Raw genomic sequence first — 20,386 nt, 5'->3', positions numbered from 1 at the left:
TTTATTTCAGCACATCAGACGCGTCAGGCTACGGCTGGCATCCATCATCAGCGTAGCAAGCGACTCGCGTTTATCATCGGGGATCTGGAACGTAACGCCGGATACGCTCAGGGCGGCGATCACTTTCCCCTGCGTATTGAATACCGGCACCGCAATGCAGCGCACGCCAAGGGAGTCTTCTTCATTATCATAACCCCAGCCGCGACGGCGAATTCCTGCTAACTCCTGCTTAAGGATATTCACATCTGTGATCGTCGTATCCGTAAAACGCGTTAATATCTGATCTGGAGGCAGCAACTCCTCCAGCTCTTCCCCGCTAAGCCATGCAATCAGCACCTTTCCCAGCCCTGAGCTATGTAATGAGAGGCGCTTGCCCTCCCAGCTTCGAATCACAATAGCCTGTGGGCTTTCGACTTTCAGAAGATAAATGGGGGCATCGCCCTCCAGAACGCCAAGATGGCAGGTCAGGCCGGTGTTATCGCGAATCTCTTCAAGAATCGGTAACGCGATTTTTTTAATATCGTACTGTTCCGCCGCTTTATTACCTAATTCATACAGGCGTAGCCCCAGATAATACTTGTCTTTTTCCTGGCGTAATAACCCATGCTCCACCATGCCGTTGAGCAAAGATGAGGTACTGCTTTTCGCAATCCCTGAATTTTGATGGATCTGGGTAAACGTTGCGCCATCGCACTCCAGAAGGTAAGCAAATACGCGCATAATTTTATCGAGAGCCGGAATAGATGTCGTAATCTTTTTCATATTATTATCAATTAATTATGGATTTTTCTGCTAATACTATACACCAGTACTCAACCCTTTTTCCATGACAGAGACCAAGTGCCGCTAACAGATTCAGCAGACGAATATCGGCATACCCCCCGAATATACCACGATAAAAAACGGGGCCGTTTGGCCCCGTTCTCAAGCATTAAACCGCTACAACCGCACCGGATCAATATGCCAGATATTTTCGGCATACTCTTTGATGGTTCTGTCCGATGAGAAGTAGCCCATATTGGCAATGTTGAGCATCGCTTTCGTCGTCCACTCTTCCGGGCGACGATACAACTCATCCACCTTATCCTGGCAGTCCACGTAGCTGCGGTAGTCCGCCAGCACCTGATAGTGATCGCCAAAGTTAATCAGCGAATCTACCAGATCGCGGTAACGGCCTGGCTCTTCCGGATTAAAGACGCCGCTACCAATCTGCGTCAGTACCTGATGTAGCTCTTCATCTTTTTCATAATAGTCGCGAGGCTTATAACCCTGCCTGCGCAACGCTTCCACCTCTTCTGCAGTATTACCGAAGATAAAGATATTCTCCTCGCCGACATGCTCCTGCATCTCTACGTTCGCGCCATCCAGCGTACCAATGGTGAGCGCGCCGTTCAGGGCAAATTTCATATTACTGGTGCCGGAAGCTTCTGTCCCTGCCAGCGAAATCTGCTCAGACAGGTCGGCAGCGGGAATGATCACCTGCGCCAGGCTGACGCTGTAGTTCGGGATAAACACCACTTTCAGCTTGTCGCCAATCTGCGGATCGTTGTTAATCACTTTCGCCACGTCGTTGATCAGATGAATAATGTGTTTTGCCATGTAATAGGCGGAAGCCGCCTTACCGGCAAAAATATTCACCCGCGGCACCCAGTCGGCCTCCGGATTTTCTTTAATGCGGTTATAGCGGGTAATGACATGCAGTACATTCATCAACTGCCGCTTGTATTCGTGAATACGCTTAATCTGCACGTCAAATAACGCTTTAGGGTTTACCACCACATTCAGTTGTTGCGCTATCACTACCGCCAGCCGTTTTTTATTTTCCAGCTTCGCCTGACGCACCGCATGATTGACCAGCGGATAATCACAATGCTGCTTCAGCTCGCTGAGCTGACTAAGATCGGTACGCCAGGTACGACCAATATTCTCATCCAGCACGTCAGAAAGCGGCGGGTTTGCCAGCGCCAGCCAGCGGCGCGGCGTAACGCCGTTAGTGACGTTACAAAAACGGGTCGGAAAAATCTTCGCAAAATCCGCGAACAGCGACTGCACCATCAGGTTGGAATGGAGTTCAGAAACGCCGTTGACTTTATGGCTGACCACCACCGCCAGCCAGGCCATCCGTACCCGGCGGCCGTTCGACTCATCAATAATCGACGCGCGTCCAAGCAGGCTGGTATCGTTGGGATATTGCTCCTGCAACGTTTTCAGGAAATAGTCGTTAATCTCGAAGATAATCTGCAGGTGACGGGGCAGAATTTTCCCCAGCATATCGACAGGCCAGGTCTCCAGCGCCTCGCTCATCAGCGTATGGTTGGTATAAGAGAAGACCTGACAGCACACCTCAAACGCGTCGTCCCAACTAAATTTATGTTCATCAATCAGCAGGCGCATCAGCTCCGGAATTGAAAGCACCGGATGCGTATCATTGAGGTGAATGGCGATTTTATCCGCCAGATTCTCATAGGTTTTATGCAGTTGATAATGACGGTGCAGGATATCCTGTACCGTCGCCGAGACCAGAAAATACTCCTGGCGCAGGCGCAGCTCGCGTCCGGAATAGGTGGAATCGTCCGGGTAGAGTACCCGTGAAACGTTCTCAGAGTGGTTTTTATCTTCCACCGCCGCAAAGTAGTCGCCCTGGTTGAATTTACCGAGGTTGATTTCACTACTGGCCTGCGCATTCCACAGCCGCAGTGTGTTAGTGGCGTCGGTGTCGTAACCGGGGATGATCTGATCATACGCGACGGCCAGAATCTCTTCCGTCTCAATCCAGCGCGCTTTTTTACCTTCCTGCTGAATGCGCCCGCCAAAAAGCACCTTATAGCGCGTATTGTGGCGCTTGAACTCCCACGGGTTGCCATATTCCAGCCAGTAATCCGGAGACTCTTTTTGCCGCCCGTCGACAATATTCTGCTTAAACATGCCGTAATCGTAGCGAATGCCGTACCCGCGGCCCGGTAATCCTAGCGTCGCCAGCGAGTCCAGGAAGCAAGCCGCCAGCCGTCCTAAGCCGCCGTTGCCAAGCCCTGGGTCATTCTCTTCATCGATCAGCTCTTCGAGATCTAAGCCCATGGCCTCCAGCGCGCCTTTAACGTCGTCATAAATGCCCAACGAGAGCAGCGCGTTAGAGAGAGTACGACCAATCAAAAACTCCATCGACAGGTAATAAACCTGCCGGGTTTCCTGCGATAATTGGGCTCGATTAGAACGCAGCCAGCGCTCCACCAGACGATCGCGCACCGCGAACAACGTGGCGTTCAGCCATTCGTGTTTATTGGCAATGACCGGGTCTTTACCAATCGTAAACATCAGCTTATAGGCAATAGAATGCTTAAGCGCCTCAACGCTGAGAGTGGGCGATGCATAAGTAAACGGAGCATTCATATAAATGATTCCTGGATGACTATTTCAAGCGATAGTACAGCTCGCGGTATGATTTCGCGGCAACTTGCCAGCTAAAATCCATCGCCATCGCCTGCCGTTGTACAAACCGCCAAAGCGAAGGCCGTGACCACAACACAAAAGCACGCCGAATCGCGCGTAGCAACGACCAGGCGTTACTGTCTTCGAAGACAAAACCGCTGGCGATACCGTCCGCCAGATTTTCCAGCGAACTGTCGGAGACCGTATCGGCCAACCCCCCGGTACGCCGCACCAGAGGCAGCGTGCCATACTTTAAGCCATATAACTGCGTTAAGCCGCACGGTTCGAAACGACTGGGCACCAGAATAACGTCCGCGCCGCCCATAATGCGATGCGAGAAAGCTTCGTGATAGCCGATCTGTACGCCAACCTGCCCTGGGTGTTCCGCCGCCGCCGCGAGGAACCCTTCCTGAAGCACCGGATCGCCCGCGCCAAGTAGCGCCAACTGCCCGCCCTGCTCCAGCAGTCCCGGTAACGCCTCCAGCACCAGATCCAGACCTTTCTGGTTGGTCAGACGGCTTACCACGGCAAACAGCGGCACTTTGTCGTTAACCTTCAACCCCATCGCAATTTGTAGCTGACGTTTGTTTTCCGCCTTCTCTTCCAGGGTATCGCGCGTGTAGCGCGACGCCAGCAGCAGATCGGATTCCGGGTTCCAGATCTTCTCATCCACGCCGTTCAGTATGCCGGACAAGCGCCCTTCCAGATGACGCTGGCGCAGCAGGCCTTCCATACCATAAGCAAACTGCGGTTCAGTAATTTCACGCGCATAGGTCGGGCTCACCGCCGTAATATGGTCGGCATAGTACAAACCGGCCTTCAAAAAGGAGAGTTGTCCGTTGAACTCCAGCCCATGCATATTAAAGAATGACCACGGCAGTTCGATGTCATCCATATGCTTTGCATAAAACATGCCTTGATAGGCCAGGTTGTGTACGGTAAAGACCGATTTCGCCGGCCGCCCGCGCGCCGCCAGATAGGCGGGCGCCAGCCCAGCGTGCCAGTCATGGGCGTGCACCACGTCGGGGCGCCAGAATGGATCAAGTCCGCAGGCCATTTCACAGCCGACCCACCCTAACAGGGCAAAGCGCAGCACGTTATCGGTATAGGCATATAAATTCGTATCGTGATAGGGACTGCCTGGACGCTCGTACAGATGCGGCGCGTCGATCAGATAAATGCCCACGCCGTTATAATGCCCGAACAGCAGCGATATCTTACCTGCGAAAGTATCGCGGCGGCTCACCACATGCGCATCGGGTATCCCCCGACGGATATCGGGAAACCCTGGAAGCAGAACGCGAACATCAACACCATCCGCAATTTGTGCCGCAGGCAACGCGCCTATCACATCCGCCAGCCCCCCAGTCTTCAGCAGGGGGAACATCTCTGAACATACATGTAAAACCTGCATTATCGCTCCTGTTTGACCTGCAGTTTGCGCAGCATTTCACGCGTGACCAGTACAATACCTTCTTCTGAACGGTAGAAACGACGAGCGTCCTCTTCCGCATTTTCACCAATCACCATGCCTTCCGGGATAATACAGGCACGGTCAATAACACAGCGACGTAAACGGCAGGAGCGTCCTACCCAAACCTCAGGTAACAACACTGCCGAATCAATATTACAAAAAGAATTTATTCTCACCCGTGGGAAGAGCACAGATTGCACCACCACCGAACCGGAGATAATGCAGCCGCCGGAGACCAGCGAGTTCAGCGTCATACCGTGGCTACCTGAGCGGTCCTGCACGAATTTCGCAGGCGGTAGCGATTCCATATGCGTACGGATAGGCCAGTTCTGGTCATACATATCCAGCTCCGGCGTCACCGAGGCTAAATCCAGGTTCGCCTTCCAGTAAGCTTCCAGCGTACCTACATCGCGCCAGTACGGTTCGGCTTGTGGATCGGACTGCACGCAGGAGAGCGGGAAAGGATGCGCGTAAGCCATACCTTCGCGGGTGATTTTGGGGATAATGTCTTTACCGAAATCGTGGCTGGAAGCGTCATCTTTATCGTCTGCCGCCAGCAATTCATACAGGTAATCGGCGTCAAAAACGTAAATGCCCATACTGGCCAGCGATTTGCTGGCGTCACCAGGCATTGCGGGGGGATTCGCCGGTTTTTCGACAAAATCAATAATCTTGTCGCTTTCATCGACCGCCATCACGCCGAACGCCGTCGCTTCTTTGATCGGCACCGGCATACAGGCCACCGTGCAACGCGCGCCCTTTTCAACGTGATCGATCAACATACGCGAGTAGTCCTGCTTATAGATATGATCGCCTGCCAGGATGACGACATATTCCGCTTTATAGCGACGAATAATATCCAGGTTCTGGGTCACCGCGTCTGCCGTGCCGCGATACCAGTTTTCGCCCTTCATACGCTGTTGGGCTGGCAGCAGATCGACAAATTCGTTCATCTCTTCGCTAAACAGTGACCAGCCGCGCTGAATATGTTGCACCAGCGTGTGGGACTGATACTGAGTGATCACGCCGATACGGCGAATCCCGGAGTTCAGACAATTAGATAAGGCGAAATCGATGATGCGGAACTTCCCACCAAAGTGGACGGCTGGTTTGGCGCGTTTGTTCGTTAAATCTTTTAGACGCGTGCCGCGGCCGCCGGCCAGGATTAGGGCAACAGATTTCAATGGCAGCTGGCGCGCCAACATTACACGATCGTTCTTCTCTAAACTCACCATGATTAACTCCTTTTTTATCCTCTCTGGAACACACACAGTCCATGCGCAGGTCCCTGCCAGACCGCCGTTATCACCGGATTATCCTCTCCAGCGAATGGGGGAACGGCGCGCCATTCCCCTTCGGGTAAAACTATATCTGTCACCTCAAGCGTGGCATTTATCGCAATCAGAAAACGGTCCGACAACAGAATTTGCATCAGCTTAGGCCCGTTTTGCCACTCATCCGCACTCAAGGGTTGCGCGTTTTTATTCAGCCAACGCACGTTGCCATCGCCTTCTTCCCACCAGCTATTGCCGGTTAAAGCCGGTATCTGCTGACGCAAACGAATCAGCGCGGCGGTAAACGTGGTTAACCCACGATTTGCCTGCTGCCAGTCCAGCCAGGTTAAGGCATTATCCTGACAGTAGGCGTTATTGTTGCCGTGCTGGCTATGGCCGTGTTCATCGCCTGCCAGCAGCATCGGCGTTCCCTGAGAGAGCAGTAGCGTCGCCAGCAGGGCATGAATGCTGTCGCGCCGCCGCTCCATTAAATCAAGCGGACCGCCTAATCCTTCTTTACCATGATTGTCGCTGTAATTGCTGTTGGTGCCGTCGCGATTTTCCTCACCGTTCGCCTCATTGTGTTTCTGATTGAAACAGACGCAGTCCCGGAGCGTAAAACCGTCATGCGCCGTGAGCAGATTGACAGAGGCGCCGGGCGCGCGGCCATTGCGTTTAAACACATCGCTGGAAGCGGCGAAACGACAGGCAAACTCCCCGGTCGTCAGGTTACGCGGCAACCAGAATCGGCGGGCCGCATCGCGAAAATGGTCGTTCCACTCGGCAAACGGTGGCGGAAAATTCCCGACCTGATAGCCGCCCTCGCCAATGTCCCACGGTTCAGCAATCAGCTTGACCGTTGATAACACAGGACACGCTTTAATCGCGGCGAACAGCGGCGCATCCTGGCGAAACGTCGGCGTGCGCCCCATGACGGACGCCAAATCAAAACGAAAACCATCGACATGACAGGTTTCCACCCAATAGCGCAAACACTCGCACGCGTATTCCACCACGCCGGGATGGCTTAAATTGAGCGTGTTGCCGCACCCCGTCCAGTTGTGATAATCGCCATCGTCCCTTATCCAATAATAGCTACGGTTATCAATTCCGCGCAGGGAGAAGGTTGGACCGTCCAGATCCAGCTCGGCGCTATGGTTTAATACGATGTCCAGAATGACCTCAATCCCCGCGCGATGCAGCGCTTTCACCGCATCGCGAAACTCGTCCAGCGCCGTCTCGGGCGAACTGGCCCAGGCGGGATGCAGCGCGAACATCGCCATCGGGTTGTAACCCCAATAATTGGTCAGCCCCATACGTTGCAGGCGCGGCTCGCTGGCAAACTGCGCCACCGGCAACAGTTCCAGCGCCGTAATGCCAAGCTGTTTGAAGTACGCCACCATGACCGGATGACCGAGCGCTTTATAGGTACCGCGTATCTCCTGGGGGAGTTCCGGATGCAGGTAGGTAAGCCCTTTGACATGTGCTTCATAGATGACCGTTTTTCCCCACGGCGTGCGCGGCGCGGCGTCATCTTCCCAGTCATAATGGTCGCTGATTACCACGCTTTTCGGCGCCACCGCCGCGTTATCGCGGTAGTCCGGTTCATCGTGTCCGCCGTGCAACAGCGGATGATCTTTTAGTTCGCCCTCGACCCGGCGCGCATAAGGGTCAAGCAGTAACTTCGCCGGATTAAACCGATGCCCCTGCGCTGGCTGCCACGGGCCATGTACGCGATAGCCATAGCGCAAACCTGGCCTGGCGCCTGCCAGATAACCATGCCAGACATCGCCGCGACGTCCTGGCAGGTCATAGCGACGCTCATTCCCTCGGGAATCAAAAACGCACAGCTCTACGCGCTCCGCATGAGCGGAAAAGAGCGTGAAATTCACGCCATGACCGTCATACGTTGCGCCATGCGGCGTTGCTTCGCCGATCGCAAGCTGCGTCATTCCCCCTCCCGCATCAGCCAGATCGTCGCCAACGGCGGTAACGTCAGGCTAAGAGAGTGCTGACGGCCATGGCTTTCGATCTCATCGCTGTGCACCACGCCGCCATTGCCGGTGTTGCTACCGTGATAATGCATCGAATCAGTATTGAGAATTTCACGCCAGCGTCCCGGCTGGTTGATGCCAAAGCGGTAGTCGTGGCGAGGCACGGGCGTAAAGTTGCTGGCGACGATGATCTCGTTACCGGCTTTATCACGGCGTACAAAAATCAGTACCGAGCGTTCATTGTCATCGACCACCAGCCACTCAAAGCCGTAAGCATCAAAATCCAGCTCATGCAACGCTTTATGGTGGCGATAGGTGTGGTTGAGATCGCGTACCAGACGCTGAACCCCGTGGTGCCAGTTATCGCCCCCCTCCAGCAGGTGCCAGTCGAGGCTGGCGTCATGGTTCCACTCGCGTCCCTGGGCAAACTCATTCCCCATAAACAGCAGTTTCTTGCCGGGGAAGGCCCACATCCAGCCATAATAGGCGCGCAGGTTGGCAAATTTTTGCCACGCATCGCCCGGCATACGATCGAGAATGGATTTCTTGCCGTGAACCACCTCATCGTGCGACAGCGGCAGAACAAAGTTTTCGGTATGGTTGTACAACATACCAAAGGTCAGCTTGTCGTGATGATACTGGCGGTACACCGGGTCCAGCTTCATGTAGTCCAGCGTGTCGTGCATCCAGCCCAGATTCCACTTGTACCAGAACCCCAGCCCGCCCGTTTCCGGTGGACGCGTCACGCCAGAGAAGTCTGTCGATTCTTCCGCCATGCTGACCGCGCCGGGCACCTGCTCGCCAATAATGCGGTTGGTATTGCGCAGAAACTCAATGGCTTCCAGGTTTTCACGACCGCCGAACTCGTTCGGTATCCACTCGCCCTCTTTGCGGCTGTAGTCGCGGTAGATCATAGAGGCCACCGCATCGACACGCAGCGCATCAATCCCAAAACGCTCCATCCAGTACAGGGCGTTGCCCACCAGATAATTACTGACTTCACGACGACCATAGTTGTAGATCAGCGTATTCCAGTCCTGGTGATAGCCCTCGCGCGGGTCGCTGTGCTCATAGAGGTGGGTGCCGTCAAACTCCGCGAGGCTAAATTCATCGGACGGGAAATGGCCCGGCACCCAGTCGAGAATGACGTTAAGGCCCGCCGCATGGGCCGCATTGATGAAATAGCGGAAGTCGTCCCGCGTACCAAAGCGGCGGGTCGGCGCGTAGAGGCCGGTCGGCTGGTAGCCCCAACTGCCGTCAAACGGATGTTCGTTGACTGGCAAGAGTTCAAGGTGCGTAAAGCCCATCCATTTGGCGTAAGGCACAAGCTGATCCGCCAGCTCACGATAGCTCAGCCAGAAATTGTTATCCGTATGGCGGCGCCATGAACCTAAATGCACCTCATAAATCGAGATCGGCGCATCAAACTGATTGGCTTTTTGTCGTTCTTCGCTTGGCGTCACTTTCTCCGGCAGTCCGCAAATCATCGACGCCGTTTCCGGACGCATCTGCGCCTCAAAAGCATAGGGATCGGCTTTAATGCGCAGATTACCGTTCGCATCAAGCAGCTCGAATTTATACAGTTGTCCATTATGCGCGCCGGGGATAAACAGCTCCCAAATACCGCTCTCTTTGCGCAGACGCATCGGGTGGCGACGCCCATCCCAATAGTTGAATTGCCCGACAACCGAAACGCGACGAGCATTAGGCGCCCAGACGGAGAAACGGGTGCCGGTGACGCCATCCATCGTATCGGCGTGCGCGCCCAGCGTTTCATAAGGACGCAGGTGGGTGCCTTCCGACAATAGCCAGGCATCCATTTCCTGTATTAATGGACCAAAACGGTAAGGATCGTCAATGAGGTTCTGCTGTCCGTGCCAGGTCACGGCGAGCTGATAGCGAAAGAAATTTTTACGTCGGGGTAAAACGCCGCAGAAAAAACCGCGAGCGTCGAGACATTCCAGTTTGCCGACTTTACGTCCGGTTTTGGGTTCAATCACCCATACGTCGGTGGCATCAGGTAATAGGGCGCGGACTTCTAGTCCGGCTTGGGTCTGGTGCATTCCGAGTACGGAAAAAGGGTCCGCAAAATGTCCTGCAATTAGCGCATTAATCACGTCTCTATCGATACGACTGGACATGGTTTGTCATCCTGTTTTGTGGCGTCACTCCATCTCACTGAATTCAACATCAGGTAGTGACACTTCTTTGACCTGAACGGCGCAGCACACTGTGCATCCTATCTGCGTCGTCCTACCTTCAGGTTAGGCTTAATACCCGTGGGATTAAGCTACCCTTAAAGAATAGCCAATGCTCTGCTTAACTCCTGATAAAAATGAAACATCTGCGTTTACTCCTGTATTACGCAAAAAAAAGGGTGACGATGCACCCCTGGTTTAACACAAATTTCCCCGCCGGATGGCGGCGCTGACGCGCCTTATCCGGCCTACAGAACCACACGCAGGCCCGATAAGCGCTGCAATAGCTACTACGCCAACTGGCGCAGCATTCGACGCAGCGGCTCGGCGGCGCCCCATAACAACTGGTCGCCTACGGTAAACGCCGACAAGAACTCTGGCCCCATGTTCAGCTTACGCAGACGACCAACCGGCGTAGTCAACGTGCCGGTCACCGCCGCAGGGGTTAATTCGCGCATAGTGATATCACGATCGTTCGGCACCACTTTCGCCCACGGATTATGTGCCGCCAGCAGTTCTTCCACCGTCGGAATGGATACCTCTTTTTTCAGCTTGATGGTGAACGCCTGGCTGTGACAGCGCAGCGCGCCGACGCGCACACACAAACCATCAACCGGAATCACAGAGGCGGTATTGAGAATCTTGTTGGTTTCCGCCTGGCCTTTCCACTCTTCGCGGCTCTGGCCGTTATCGAGCTGTTTGTCGATCCAGGGGATCAGGCTTCCCGCCAGCGGTACGCCAAAGTTATCAACCGGCAGCTCGCCGCTGCGGGTCAATGCCGTAACTTTGCGTTCAATATCAAGAATTGCGGAAGACGGCGTCGCCAGTTCATCGGCGACATGGCCATACAACTGACCCATCTGGGTTAACAGCTCGCGCATATGGCGCGCGCCGCCGCCGGAGGCGGCCTGATAGGTCGCGACGGATACCCAGTCAACGAGATTATGGGCAAAGAGACCGCCCAGCGACATCAACATCAGGCTAACGGTACAGTTACCGCCCACAAAGGTCTTCACGCCATTGTTCAGGCCGTCGGTAATCACGTCCTGGTTGACCGGGTCGAGAATAATAATGGCATCATCTTTCATGCGCAGCGTAGAAGCCGCGTCAATCCAGTAACCCTGCCATCCGCTTTCGCGCAGCTTTGGATAAATTTCGTTGGTATAATCGCCGCCCTGGCAGGTCACGATGATATCGAGCGCTTTTAGCGCATCCAGATCAAAAGCGTCCTGTAGCGTGCCGGTGGAGGTGTCGCCGAAGGTGGGCGCCGCCTGTCCAAACTGGGAGGTAGAAAAGAAAACAGGGCGAATAGCGTCGAAATCGCGCTCCTCTACCATGCGTTGCATGAGAACAGAGCCGACCATTCCGCGCCAGCCGATAAAACCAACATTTTTCATAGCGTTTTTTTCCTGCAAAGAGATGTGCTGTGTATGCGCGCCAGTATCCTGTGGCGCATCCTTCACCATACAAAAAGCAGCCAAAGTCGCAAGTGAAATTAATCAATGATAGCGAAGCCATCAGTAATGCGACTTATCCTGCCTTACCGCGCAAGCAGAAAGTCCAGTGGCGATTATCAGGGAATTTGCGTTAGGAAGGGAATCATTTCCGTCGCTGTTTTATTGATCCTAATTATGGATCAGCGTAGAAATTTGCCTGCTTTTATGCGCGTACTGAAACATGGCGAGGCAAAACGTCGTTGGGCGATTGCCATGCACACCTCAATAAAAAAACCGGGTAGCGATTACGCCTTACCCGGCTTACGGTGTCGATATGTGCCCGTTTCCAGGCCCGGTAAGCACAGCGCCACCGGGCAACAAGACTCAGCTCAGCAGTTGGAAAGCAATCATTCCGACAATCGCGCCGACCGTACCGAGGATAGTTTCCATCATCGTCCAGGTTTTTAACGTCTGCGCTTCGGTCGCGCCGGTAAATTTACCGAATAGCCAGAAACCGGCGTCGTTAACATGAGAAACCACAATTGAACCGCCGGCGATACAGATAGAGAGCGCCGCCATCTGCGCGCCGGAGAAATTCAGTTGCTCAATGACCGGCATCACCAGACCGACCGCGGTTAAACACGCCACGGTCGCGGAACCCTGAATGATGCGCACCGCCGCCGCCAGCACAAAGCAGGTAATGGCAATCGGCAGTCCCATACCGGTTAACGCTTCGCCCAGCGCCGGGCCGACGCCGGAGTCAACCAGTACCTGTTTGAACACCCCGCCTGCGCCAATCACCAGCAGGATAATGCCCGCCGGTTGCAGCGCGTGGCCGCAGATTTCCATCACTTTGTCTTTCGGCATCCCCTGACGCATCGCCAGGCCGTAAATCGCTACCAGACAAGCGACCAGAATCGCAGTGAAGGGGTGACCGATAAACTCAAACCATTCGTAAGCGCTGGAACCTTCCGGCACAAAACGCGCGGCGATCGTTTTCAGCCCTACCAGCACCAACGGCAACAGAATCAGCGACAGGCTGAAGCCGAAAGAAGGCATTTTACCTTCACCCAGATGCGGCTCGGTAATGTCGTCAGGAATACGCAGCTCAACGTAGCGGCTGATAAAATTCCCCCACAGCGGCCCGGCGATAATCATGCCAGGAATGGCGGCGCACAGCCCAATCAGGATCATCCAGCCGAAATCAGCATGCATCTGGGAAGCCAGCAGCATCGGCGCAGGCCCAGGCAACAAAAACGCCGCGGCTGCCGCCACGCCCGCAAACAGCGGAATGACCAGCTTCACCAGGTTTGTGCCTGTATGACGCGCCATAGAGAACGCCACGCTTATCAGCAGCACAATCGCCACTTCAAAGAACAGCGGAAGCGCGCAAATCAGCCCGGCCAGGCCAATCGCATAGTGCGCGCGGTTATGGCCAAAGGATTTAAGCATCTTGACGGCTATCTGATCGACCGCGCCGGTTTCATGCAGAATCTTGCCGAACATCGCCCCCAGCGCGACCACAATCGCCAGGAATCCCAGCGTGCCGCCCATCCCTTTTTCCATGGTCGCGGCGATTTTATCAAGCGGCATCCCTGAAAAAAGCCCCGCGCCCATCGAGACGACCATTAACGCGACGAAGGCGTGCATACGCGCCTTCATCACCAAAAACAGCAGCAGTAAGACGGAACCGACGGCGGTTAAAACCAGTGTTAATGTACTCACAGCGTACTGCCTTTATTGATGACCTCAATGGTGCTCGCCACGACGCCTTCCAGCGGCTGGTCGATATCCACCACCAGAACATCGCGTTCGTCGGCACCCGGCTCTTGCAGCGTTTCAAACTGCGTCACCAGCATCTGGGTTTTGAAGAAATGACCTTTGCGCGCTTTCAGACGGCTTTCAATGACGTCGAAATCACCTTTCAGATAGATAAAGGAGAGGTTCGGGTTTCCCTCGCGCAGCAGGTCACGATAATGTTTTTTCAGTGCGGAACAGACGATCAGCGAGATTTTATTGGTACGCTGCATCGCGAAAGCGGCGTCGTTCAGCGCCTGTAACCACGGTTTGCGGTCATCATCATTCAACGGCTCGCCGGAAGCCATTTTTTCAATATTGCAGCGCGGATGCAGAAAATCGCCGTCCAGAAACGCGGCATGAAGCTGATGCGCCACGGCGCTTGCGACAGCGGATTTACCGCTGCCTGATACGCCCATCAGAACGTAAACGTGGTGATCATGATTAGTCGTGCTCAAAGCGGGCCCCCACTCTACAAGTTGCAAAATTTGTTACGGGTAACTGTTATCGGTAACATTGTCCAACCGCACCATTCACGACGCAATGACCATTCGTGCCAAAAGTGAATAAGTGTGAGCTACTTCAAAGTTGTCAGACTAAATAGATCCGCCCGGTGACAAGGTGAAACCTAAATCTAACATTTTCGGCGTGACCGTTTCGCCGCGAATGCGGGCCAACAGACGTTCCGCGCCAATGCTGCCCATTCGCTCGCGCGGCGTCAGGACGCTTGCCAGACGCGGTTCCATCACCTGGCCGATGTCATGACCGTGGAACCCGGCGATCGCCATGTCGTCCGGGATTTTTAGCCCCAGGCGCTGGCATTCGAAGGCCGCCCCCACCGCCAGGTCATCGTTGGTGCAAAAAATACCGTCAAGCTGTGGGTATTCGCGTCGCGCCTGGCGCATGAGTTCGATACCGGAAGAGTAGGATGAAGATTGCTCCATCATCACACTGTAAGGAACCAGTCCTGCGTCCCGCATCGCCTGTTCATAGCCCTTCTGCTTGATGATAGTACGTTCGTCGAGGCGCGCCCCCAGATAGGCGATATGACGATGACCACGCGCGATAATCGCGGCGGTCATCTGACGGGCGGCCTCGAAGTTGTCAAAACCGACGGCAATATCGAGACACGGCGACTGGCTGTCCATCAGTTCCACCACCGGAATCCCGGCGACTTCGATCATTTTTAAGGTGCGCGGCGTATGGGTACGCTCAGTGAGGATCAGGCCGTCGATATTCCAGGAGAGCATCGATTCCAGGCGCTCCTGCTCCATCTCCGGTTTATAGCCGTAGTGCGCCAGCATGGTCTGATACCCGTGGGCATCGGTGACGGCCTCAATGCCGCGTAACACTTCCGCAAAGACCTGGTTGGTTAAAGACGGCAGCAGAACGCCAATAGCGCGGCTGGTGGCGTTGGAAAGAATGTCAGGCGCGCGATTAGGAATGTACCCGAGCTCATCAAGCGCAGCCGCAATTTTACCCCGCAGCGCGACGGAGACCTGCTCCGGATTACGCAAAAAACGGCTGACCGTCATTTTGGTCACGCCCACGCGGTCGGCTACATCCTGAAGTACGGGTCTTTTCTTTTTCATCGTCCTGAAAGGTATAAAAGGGATAGATTTGCCCAGTTTACCACGGACGTGCGGAATTAATGACAAACGATGAAAAGCCGGATGGCAACGCTTTCGCGTCTTATCCGGCCTACAAAAGGTTACAGCACGTTAGACTGGCGGCAAGTCAAACAACAACACTTCACTGTCGCTGTCGGCATGAATCGAGATTGCCTGCTCATCCCAAATCGCCAGGCCGTCGCTGGTGGTGGCTTTGGTGCCGTTAATGGTCACGTTACCTTTTACCACCTGGATCCAGACGCGGCGCTCAGCGGCAATCTGATGCACCGACTGCTCATCTTTGAGCAGCGCCCAGCGGTACAGCTCCATATCCTGGTGGACCTTCAGCGAACCATCGCGAGCATCTGGCGAAAGCACCAGTTGCTTGCCCTGCGCGGCGTCGAAGCGGCGCTGTTCGTAGCGCGGCGTGATGCCGGTTTCTTGCGGAATGATCCAGATCTGGTACAGCCGCAGACGATCCGTTTTGCTCGGGTTGTACTCGGAGTGGCGAACGCCGGTCCCGGCGCTCATAATCTGGAATTCACCTGCCGGAACCTGTTCTTTATTGCCCATACTGTCCTGATGCTCCACCGCGCCTTCCAGCACATAAGTCAGGATTTCCATGTCTTTATGCGGATGCGTGCCGAAACCCTGGCCTGCGTCGATCACATCGTCGTTAATCACACGCAGCGCCGAGAACCCCATAAAGTTCGGATCGTAATAATCGGCAAAAGAAAAGGTATGCCAGGAGTCAAGCCAGCCATGATTCGCATGACCGCGGTCGTTTGCTTTGCGTAAGTAGATCATTGTGTTCACCCCAGATGTTTTCGATGGAATAAGTGTGGACTCATTCCGTCCGGGATCATAGAGGGTGAAAATTGACTCCTCTGTTCAAAAAATATGAACAAGCCAAGAGGAGTCTGCGCAGGCTATTTAGCGAGGGTTATCGTCGCAGGCGATGCCTGTTCGAAAGCACGTTCGAGGATTTCCAGGTTGGTAAGAACTTCAGATTCCTTGACGTAATTAGGCGTACCGACGGTCAACGTCTGGTACAGCGCATCATAGACGCGGCCATAGTCACCCGTTTCCGGTTTCACCTCTTCTTTCACGGTCACGCCGTCATCGTTAACATATTCCAGCACCCCGACGGATTCGTCAGCGGCAAAACCGGGTTCGCCAGGCATAATGTTCGCTTTCAGGCTGGTTTCTTGTTGATCGATACCGTATTTCACAAACGAACCTTTGGTGCCGTGAACAATAAACTTTGGATAGTCGATTTTCACCAGATGGCTGGTTTTAACGATAGACTTCAAATCGCCATAAAACAGTTGCGCTTCAAAGGTGTCATCCGGGTTCGCTTTATTACGCAGGCTACGAATGTCATACGCGACATGATCCGGGCGGCCAAATAGCGAAATAATTTGATCCATAGTGTGGACGCCAAGTCCATAGAATGCGCCGTCCTGCGGCAGGCCCGGTTTGGTTTCTGCTACCGGGCGGTAATAATCGAAATGGCTTTCAATTTCGACAATCTTGCCCAGTTTGCCGCTCTCAATCGCTTTTTTAGCCGTGAGAAAACAGGAATCAAAACGCCGATTCTGATACGGCGTGACGGTCAGTCCTTTGCTTCGCGCCAGGTCGAACAACACTTTTGCCTCCGCCAGCGTCGGCGTGAAAGGTTTCTCAACCAGCACATTTTTACCCGCTTCCAGCGCGCGTTTGGCGTATTCGAAATGGCTATCAGCATGTGTACAGACGATCACCAGTTTTACCTGCGGATCGCCCAACACCTCATCCAGATCGCTGGTGAAGTGAATATGCGAATACTGCGGCGCCTGCTCTTCCGATTTAGCGTGACGACGGAAAATATGCGCGACATGCCAGGTATCTTTCCGATTCAGAACGTAGGGGAGATGGTAACGGGTGGTACTTTTGCCAAATCCAATAAATGCGCAGTGTAAGGTCATGAGACGATCCTTTTGAAGATGATTGTTTACACCATAGCGCAAAGCGTGAGGAGACTGAATGTTGGATTCTTTGCCGGATGCGGCGTTGCCTTTTCGGGCCTACAAAAGCAGATGCCTCAAGATCGGCCGTCGGCGTCGCGGTCAGTTGTTCACGGCAAGCGCGTAGGGCCCGGAGCGTACTAAATGTACGTGAGGAGCACGAGCACTTCCCGGGGACAAAATGACAAGTAAGCCAGGCTGAAACAAAACCAAAAAAAAAGCCAGCAAAAGCTGGCCAAAATAATACTGGAAGCAATGTGAGCAATGTCGTGCTTTCAGGTTCTCCGTAGGGGTTCCCCTGAATGCAAGGCAATAATAATCATTCTCATTCGCACTTGTCTACTTCTTTTTGCAAAAAAATGCGGTTGACGGAATTTTCTTTCTCAGCGAGTGTAAATACACAATTAACCCTGCAGGAGATAAGGAATGAGTGAAATAGTGATACGCCACGCTGAACCGAAAGATTACGACGCCATTCGTCAGATCCACGCCCAGCCGGAGGTGTACCACAACACGCTACAGGTTCCTCATCCTTCCCTCGAAATGTGGCAGGCGCGGCTAACCGAGCAAGCCGGGGTTAAACAACTGGTTGCCTGCATTGACGATATTGTCGTTGGCCATCTTTCTATTCAGGTCACCCAACGTCCCCGTCGCAGCCACGTGGCCGATTTTGGTATCTGCGTGGATACCCGGTGGCACAATCGCGGCATTGCCAGCGCGCTGATCCACACGATGATCGACATGTGTGACAACTGGCTGCGCGTCGAGCGTATTGAGCTAACGGTGTTTGTTGATAACGAGCCCGCCGTGGCGGTGTATAAGAAGTACGGCTTTGAAATCGAAGGCACCGGTAAGAAATACGGCCTGCGCAACGGTGAGTACGTTGATGCGTACTTTATGGCGCGCGTGAAATAAAGTTTCCCCGCCCCACCCTGTGGGGCGAAACGTCACAAACCTTCACAACATTCCAGTTATTGCAACCTACTTCCCCTATATCAAAACAATAACCATCTGAATTTCATGGTTATTACCACTTTAAGCTTTATCACCGTTTTTTCCGTAATTTTAGCAATATCAATATTACATTTTTGTTTTTTTTTGGTTTCTGCCATCACTTTATGGTGACAATCACAACAATATACTCCTCCCGGGACTAATTTAACCACGGTGAGGTAAAAAATGAAATTTGAACGCCATCATAGAATATTGAAGGAACTCAGTATTTCGGGAGTTGTAAAAGTTTCAAATCTGGCGAAAAGTCTCAAGGTAACAAAGGAAACTATTCGTTCAGATCTCAATGAACTTGCCGGACAGGGATATCTTACTCGCTGTCATGGTGGTGCATTTATTACCCTTGATTCTCTTGATAACGTCGCAAAAAATGAAATTGCTTATGTGCTGGAAAAATATGAATCAGCGCAGAAAAATAAAAAAGGTCTCTCTGCCATGAAAAATAATGTATGTGTTATTGGCTCGTTCAATGTTGATATTATCAGTTATCTACCGAGATTACCCTCAACGGGAGAATCATTGCTGGCCGATAAATTTATTTTTTCACCCGGCGGTAAGGGATGTAATCAGGCATTAGCAGCAAGCTATGCCGATTCTGATGTGCATTTTATTACTAAAGTCGGCTCAGATCATTTTAGCGATTACGCCATTAATTTTATAAACTCATCAAAAATCCATAAAAGTGTTATCTACCAGACCAAAGAAACACAAACAGGTACAGCAACTATCATGGTGAATGGAGATACCGGAGATAACGTCATAGCTATCTACCCTGGCGCCAACATGACAATTTCCCCTGATGAAATCACCATTCAGAAAGAAGCCATTGTTCATTCAGATATTGTTCTTGTCCAACTGGAGACGAATTACGAAGCGCTGCAGCAAACAATTCGTCTCGCACAAAAAAATGACATACCGGTCATCATCAATCCAGCGCCATACAATGACATGGTTAACACCATCATTGATAACATTGATTATATTACGCCAAATGAAACGGAAGCAGGCCTGCTGGCCAATATGGCGGTTAATGATATCGAATCAGCCAAATGCGCGGCCAAAATTATTCATCAGAAAGGCGTCAAAAATACCATTATTACATTAGGTAGCAAAGGTTCGCTTGCTTATGACGGCACACAATTCATCTATTCCCCGGCATTTCCGGCAGTTGTAAAAAATACGGCGGGAGCGGGTGACGCTTTCAATGGCGCCCTCGCATCTGGCCTTGCAAAAGGAAAGTCACTGGCATCCGCATTGTGCTACGCCAGCGCATTTGCCTCACTTGCGGTTGAAACGCCTAATGCCTCTGATATGCCGGAAAACGACTCCGTTCTTCATCGTATTCAGGGTTCACATTACAAACAAACTATCTCTACTCACTAAATCAAGGAGCAGACTATGAACAATACGCAGAAAAAACTAAAGGTGCTCTTTATTGGAGAATCCTGGCATATTCATATGATTCATTCAAAAGGTTATGACAGTTTCACCTCCAGTAAATATGAAGAAGGCGCTACATGGTTACTGGAATGCCTGAGGAAAGGCGGCGTTGATATTGATTACATGCCTGCCCACACAGTACAAATTGCCTTTCCAGAGAGTATTGACGAATTAAACCGTTACGATGTGATTGTTATTAGCGACATTGGTAGTAATACCTTCCTGTTGCAAAACGAGACATTTTATCAGCTAAAAATAAAACCAAACGCTCTGGAGTCCATTAAAGAGTACGTCAAAAATGGCGGTGGACTACTCATGATTGGCGGTTATCTGTCATTTATGGGTATTGAGGCAAAAGCCAATTATAAGAACACCGTTCTTGCTGAGGTTCTGCCAGTTATTATGCTTGATGGCGATGACCGGGTAGAAAAGCCCGAGGGTATCTGTGCTGAGGCTGTCTCACCTGAACATCCTGTTGTTAACGGGTTCTCAGATTATCCGGTATTTCTTGGATATAACCAGGCCGTCGCCAGAGACGATGCCGATGTCGTATTAACAATAAATAATGACCCATTGTTAGTGTTCGGTGAATACCAACAGGGTAAAACCGCCTGCTTTATGAGTGACTGCTCCCCACACTGGGGAACCCAGCAGTTTATGTCATGGCCATTTTATACCGACCTGTGGGTCAACACGCTTCAATTCATCGCCAGAAAATAA

At 52.7% G+C, this 20,386-nt stretch carries 15 protein-coding genes and 1 pseudogene; 4 read left to right on the top strand and 12 right to left on the bottom strand.

Annotation, left to right across the window (positions count from 1 at the left end; translation table 11 throughout):
• Nucleotides 1-6: 6 nt before the first annotated feature.
• The 7 genes from ABVN44_RS15890 to asd form a co-directional block, all read right to left on the bottom strand.
• Complete coding sequence (locus tag ABVN44_RS15890) at nucleotides 7-762, bottom strand: IclR family transcriptional regulator (protein WP_000724553.1); 756 nt, start codon at nucleotides 760-762, stop codon at nucleotides 7-9.
• Nucleotides 763-939: 177 nt separating this feature from the next.
• Nucleotides 940-3,387 carry a glycogen phosphorylase gene (gene glgP / locus ABVN44_RS15885; protein ID WP_000993424.1) on the bottom strand — a complete coding sequence of 816 codons (2,448 nt, stop codon included), beginning with the start codon at nucleotides 3,385-3,387 and terminating at the stop codon, nucleotides 940-942.
• Nucleotides 3,388-3,406: 19 nt separating this feature from the next.
• Entirely contained in the window at nucleotides 3,407-4,840 is a 1,434-nt protein-coding gene (glgA, locus tag ABVN44_RS15880; RefSeq protein ID WP_001197669.1) for a glycogen synthase GlgA, read from the bottom strand.
• A complete protein-coding gene (glgC, locus tag ABVN44_RS15875) occupies nucleotides 4,840-6,135 on the bottom strand; it encodes a glucose-1-phosphate adenylyltransferase (protein WP_000253995.1) in 1,296 nt (431 codons plus the stop codon). Before glgC ends, glgA begins: the two co-directional genes overlap by 1 nt.
• 14 nt (nucleotides 6,136-6,149) lie before the next feature.
• Complete coding sequence (glgX, locus tag ABVN44_RS15870) at nucleotides 6,150-8,126, bottom strand: glycogen debranching protein GlgX (protein ID WP_000192491.1); 1,977 nt, start codon at nucleotides 8,124-8,126, stop codon at nucleotides 6,150-6,152.
• On the bottom strand, nucleotides 8,123-10,309 hold the full coding sequence (gene glgB, locus ABVN44_RS15865) for a 1,4-alpha-glucan branching enzyme (RefSeq protein WP_000098553.1): 2,187 nt from the start codon (nucleotides 10,307-10,309) through the stop codon (nucleotides 8,123-8,125). The genes glgX and glgB overlap by 4 nt, the downstream gene beginning before the upstream one ends.
• A gap of 347 nt (nucleotides 10,310-10,656) precedes the next feature.
• Nucleotides 10,657-11,763 (bottom strand): aspartate-semialdehyde dehydrogenase, encoded by a 1,107-nt coding sequence (gene asd / locus ABVN44_RS15860; RefSeq protein WP_000799940.1) that lies wholly within the window; start codon nucleotides 11,761-11,763, stop codon nucleotides 10,657-10,659.
• Between the two features lie 234 nt (nucleotides 11,764-11,997).
• Between asd and ABVN44_RS15855 the strand changes: the two are divergent.
• Nucleotides 11,998-12,072 (top strand): annotated as a pseudogene (locus tag ABVN44_RS15855) (MarC family protein); the annotation flags it as partial.
• Between the two features lie 114 nt (nucleotides 12,073-12,186).
• On the opposite strand, the gene gntU reads toward ABVN44_RS15855, so the two are convergent.
• From gntU to ABVN44_RS15830, 5 genes are all read right to left on the bottom strand, one after another.
• On the bottom strand, nucleotides 12,187-13,527 hold the full coding sequence (gene gntU, locus ABVN44_RS15850) for a gluconate transporter (RefSeq protein ID WP_023231806.1): 1,341 nt from the start codon (nucleotides 13,525-13,527) through the stop codon (nucleotides 12,187-12,189).
• The gene (gntK, locus tag ABVN44_RS15845; protein ID WP_000108342.1) at nucleotides 13,524-14,057 is read right to left on the bottom strand and encodes a gluconokinase; all 534 of its coding nucleotides are present in this window, start codon (nucleotides 14,055-14,057) and stop codon (nucleotides 13,524-13,526) included. The genes gntU and gntK overlap by 4 nt, the downstream gene beginning before the upstream one ends.
• 138 nt (nucleotides 14,058-14,195) lie before the next feature.
• Nucleotides 14,196-15,191 carry a gluconate operon transcriptional repressor GntR gene (gene gntR, locus ABVN44_RS15840; protein WP_000730239.1) on the bottom strand — a complete coding sequence of 332 codons (996 nt, stop codon included), beginning with the start codon at nucleotides 15,189-15,191 and terminating at the stop codon, nucleotides 14,196-14,198.
• A gap of 129 nt (nucleotides 15,192-15,320) precedes the next feature.
• Nucleotides 15,321-16,016, bottom strand: a complete 696-nt coding sequence (locus ABVN44_RS15835; protein ID WP_000639789.1) for a pirin family protein — start codon at nucleotides 16,014-16,016, stop codon at nucleotides 15,321-15,323.
• A 122-nt stretch (nucleotides 16,017-16,138) separates the two neighbouring features.
• Nucleotides 16,139-17,176 carry an oxidoreductase gene (locus ABVN44_RS15830; RefSeq protein ID WP_023231807.1) on the bottom strand — a complete coding sequence of 346 codons (1,038 nt, stop codon included), beginning with the start codon at nucleotides 17,174-17,176 and terminating at the stop codon, nucleotides 16,139-16,141.
• Nucleotides 17,177-17,641: 465 nt separating this feature from the next.
• Here ABVN44_RS15830 and yhhY point away from each other — a divergent pair, with 465 nt between their 5' ends.
• The 3 genes from yhhY (at nucleotide 17,642) to ABVN44_RS15815 (ending at nucleotide 20,386) form a co-directional block, all read left to right on the top strand.
• Nucleotides 17,642-18,130 (top strand): N-acetyltransferase, encoded by a 489-nt coding sequence (gene yhhY, locus ABVN44_RS15825; protein ID WP_023231809.1) that lies wholly within the window; start codon nucleotides 17,642-17,644, stop codon nucleotides 18,128-18,130.
• A 264-nt stretch (nucleotides 18,131-18,394) separates the two neighbouring features.
• On the top strand, nucleotides 18,395-19,609 hold the full coding sequence (locus tag ABVN44_RS15820) for a PfkB family carbohydrate kinase (protein ID WP_001631133.1): 1,215 nt from the start codon (nucleotides 18,395-18,397) through the stop codon (nucleotides 19,607-19,609).
• A gap of 15 nt (nucleotides 19,610-19,624) precedes the next feature.
• A complete protein-coding gene (locus ABVN44_RS15815) occupies nucleotides 19,625-20,386 on the top strand; it encodes a glutamine amidotransferase (RefSeq protein ID WP_001066509.1) in 762 nt (253 codons plus the stop codon).

This window comes from Salmonella sp. SJTUF15570, from assembly GCF_043357055.1.
In the GTDB taxonomy this organism is placed as follows: domain Bacteria; phylum Pseudomonadota; class Gammaproteobacteria; order Enterobacterales; family Enterobacteriaceae; genus Salmonella; species Salmonella enterica.
This window is presented reverse-complemented; position numbering and strand designations above follow the sequence as displayed.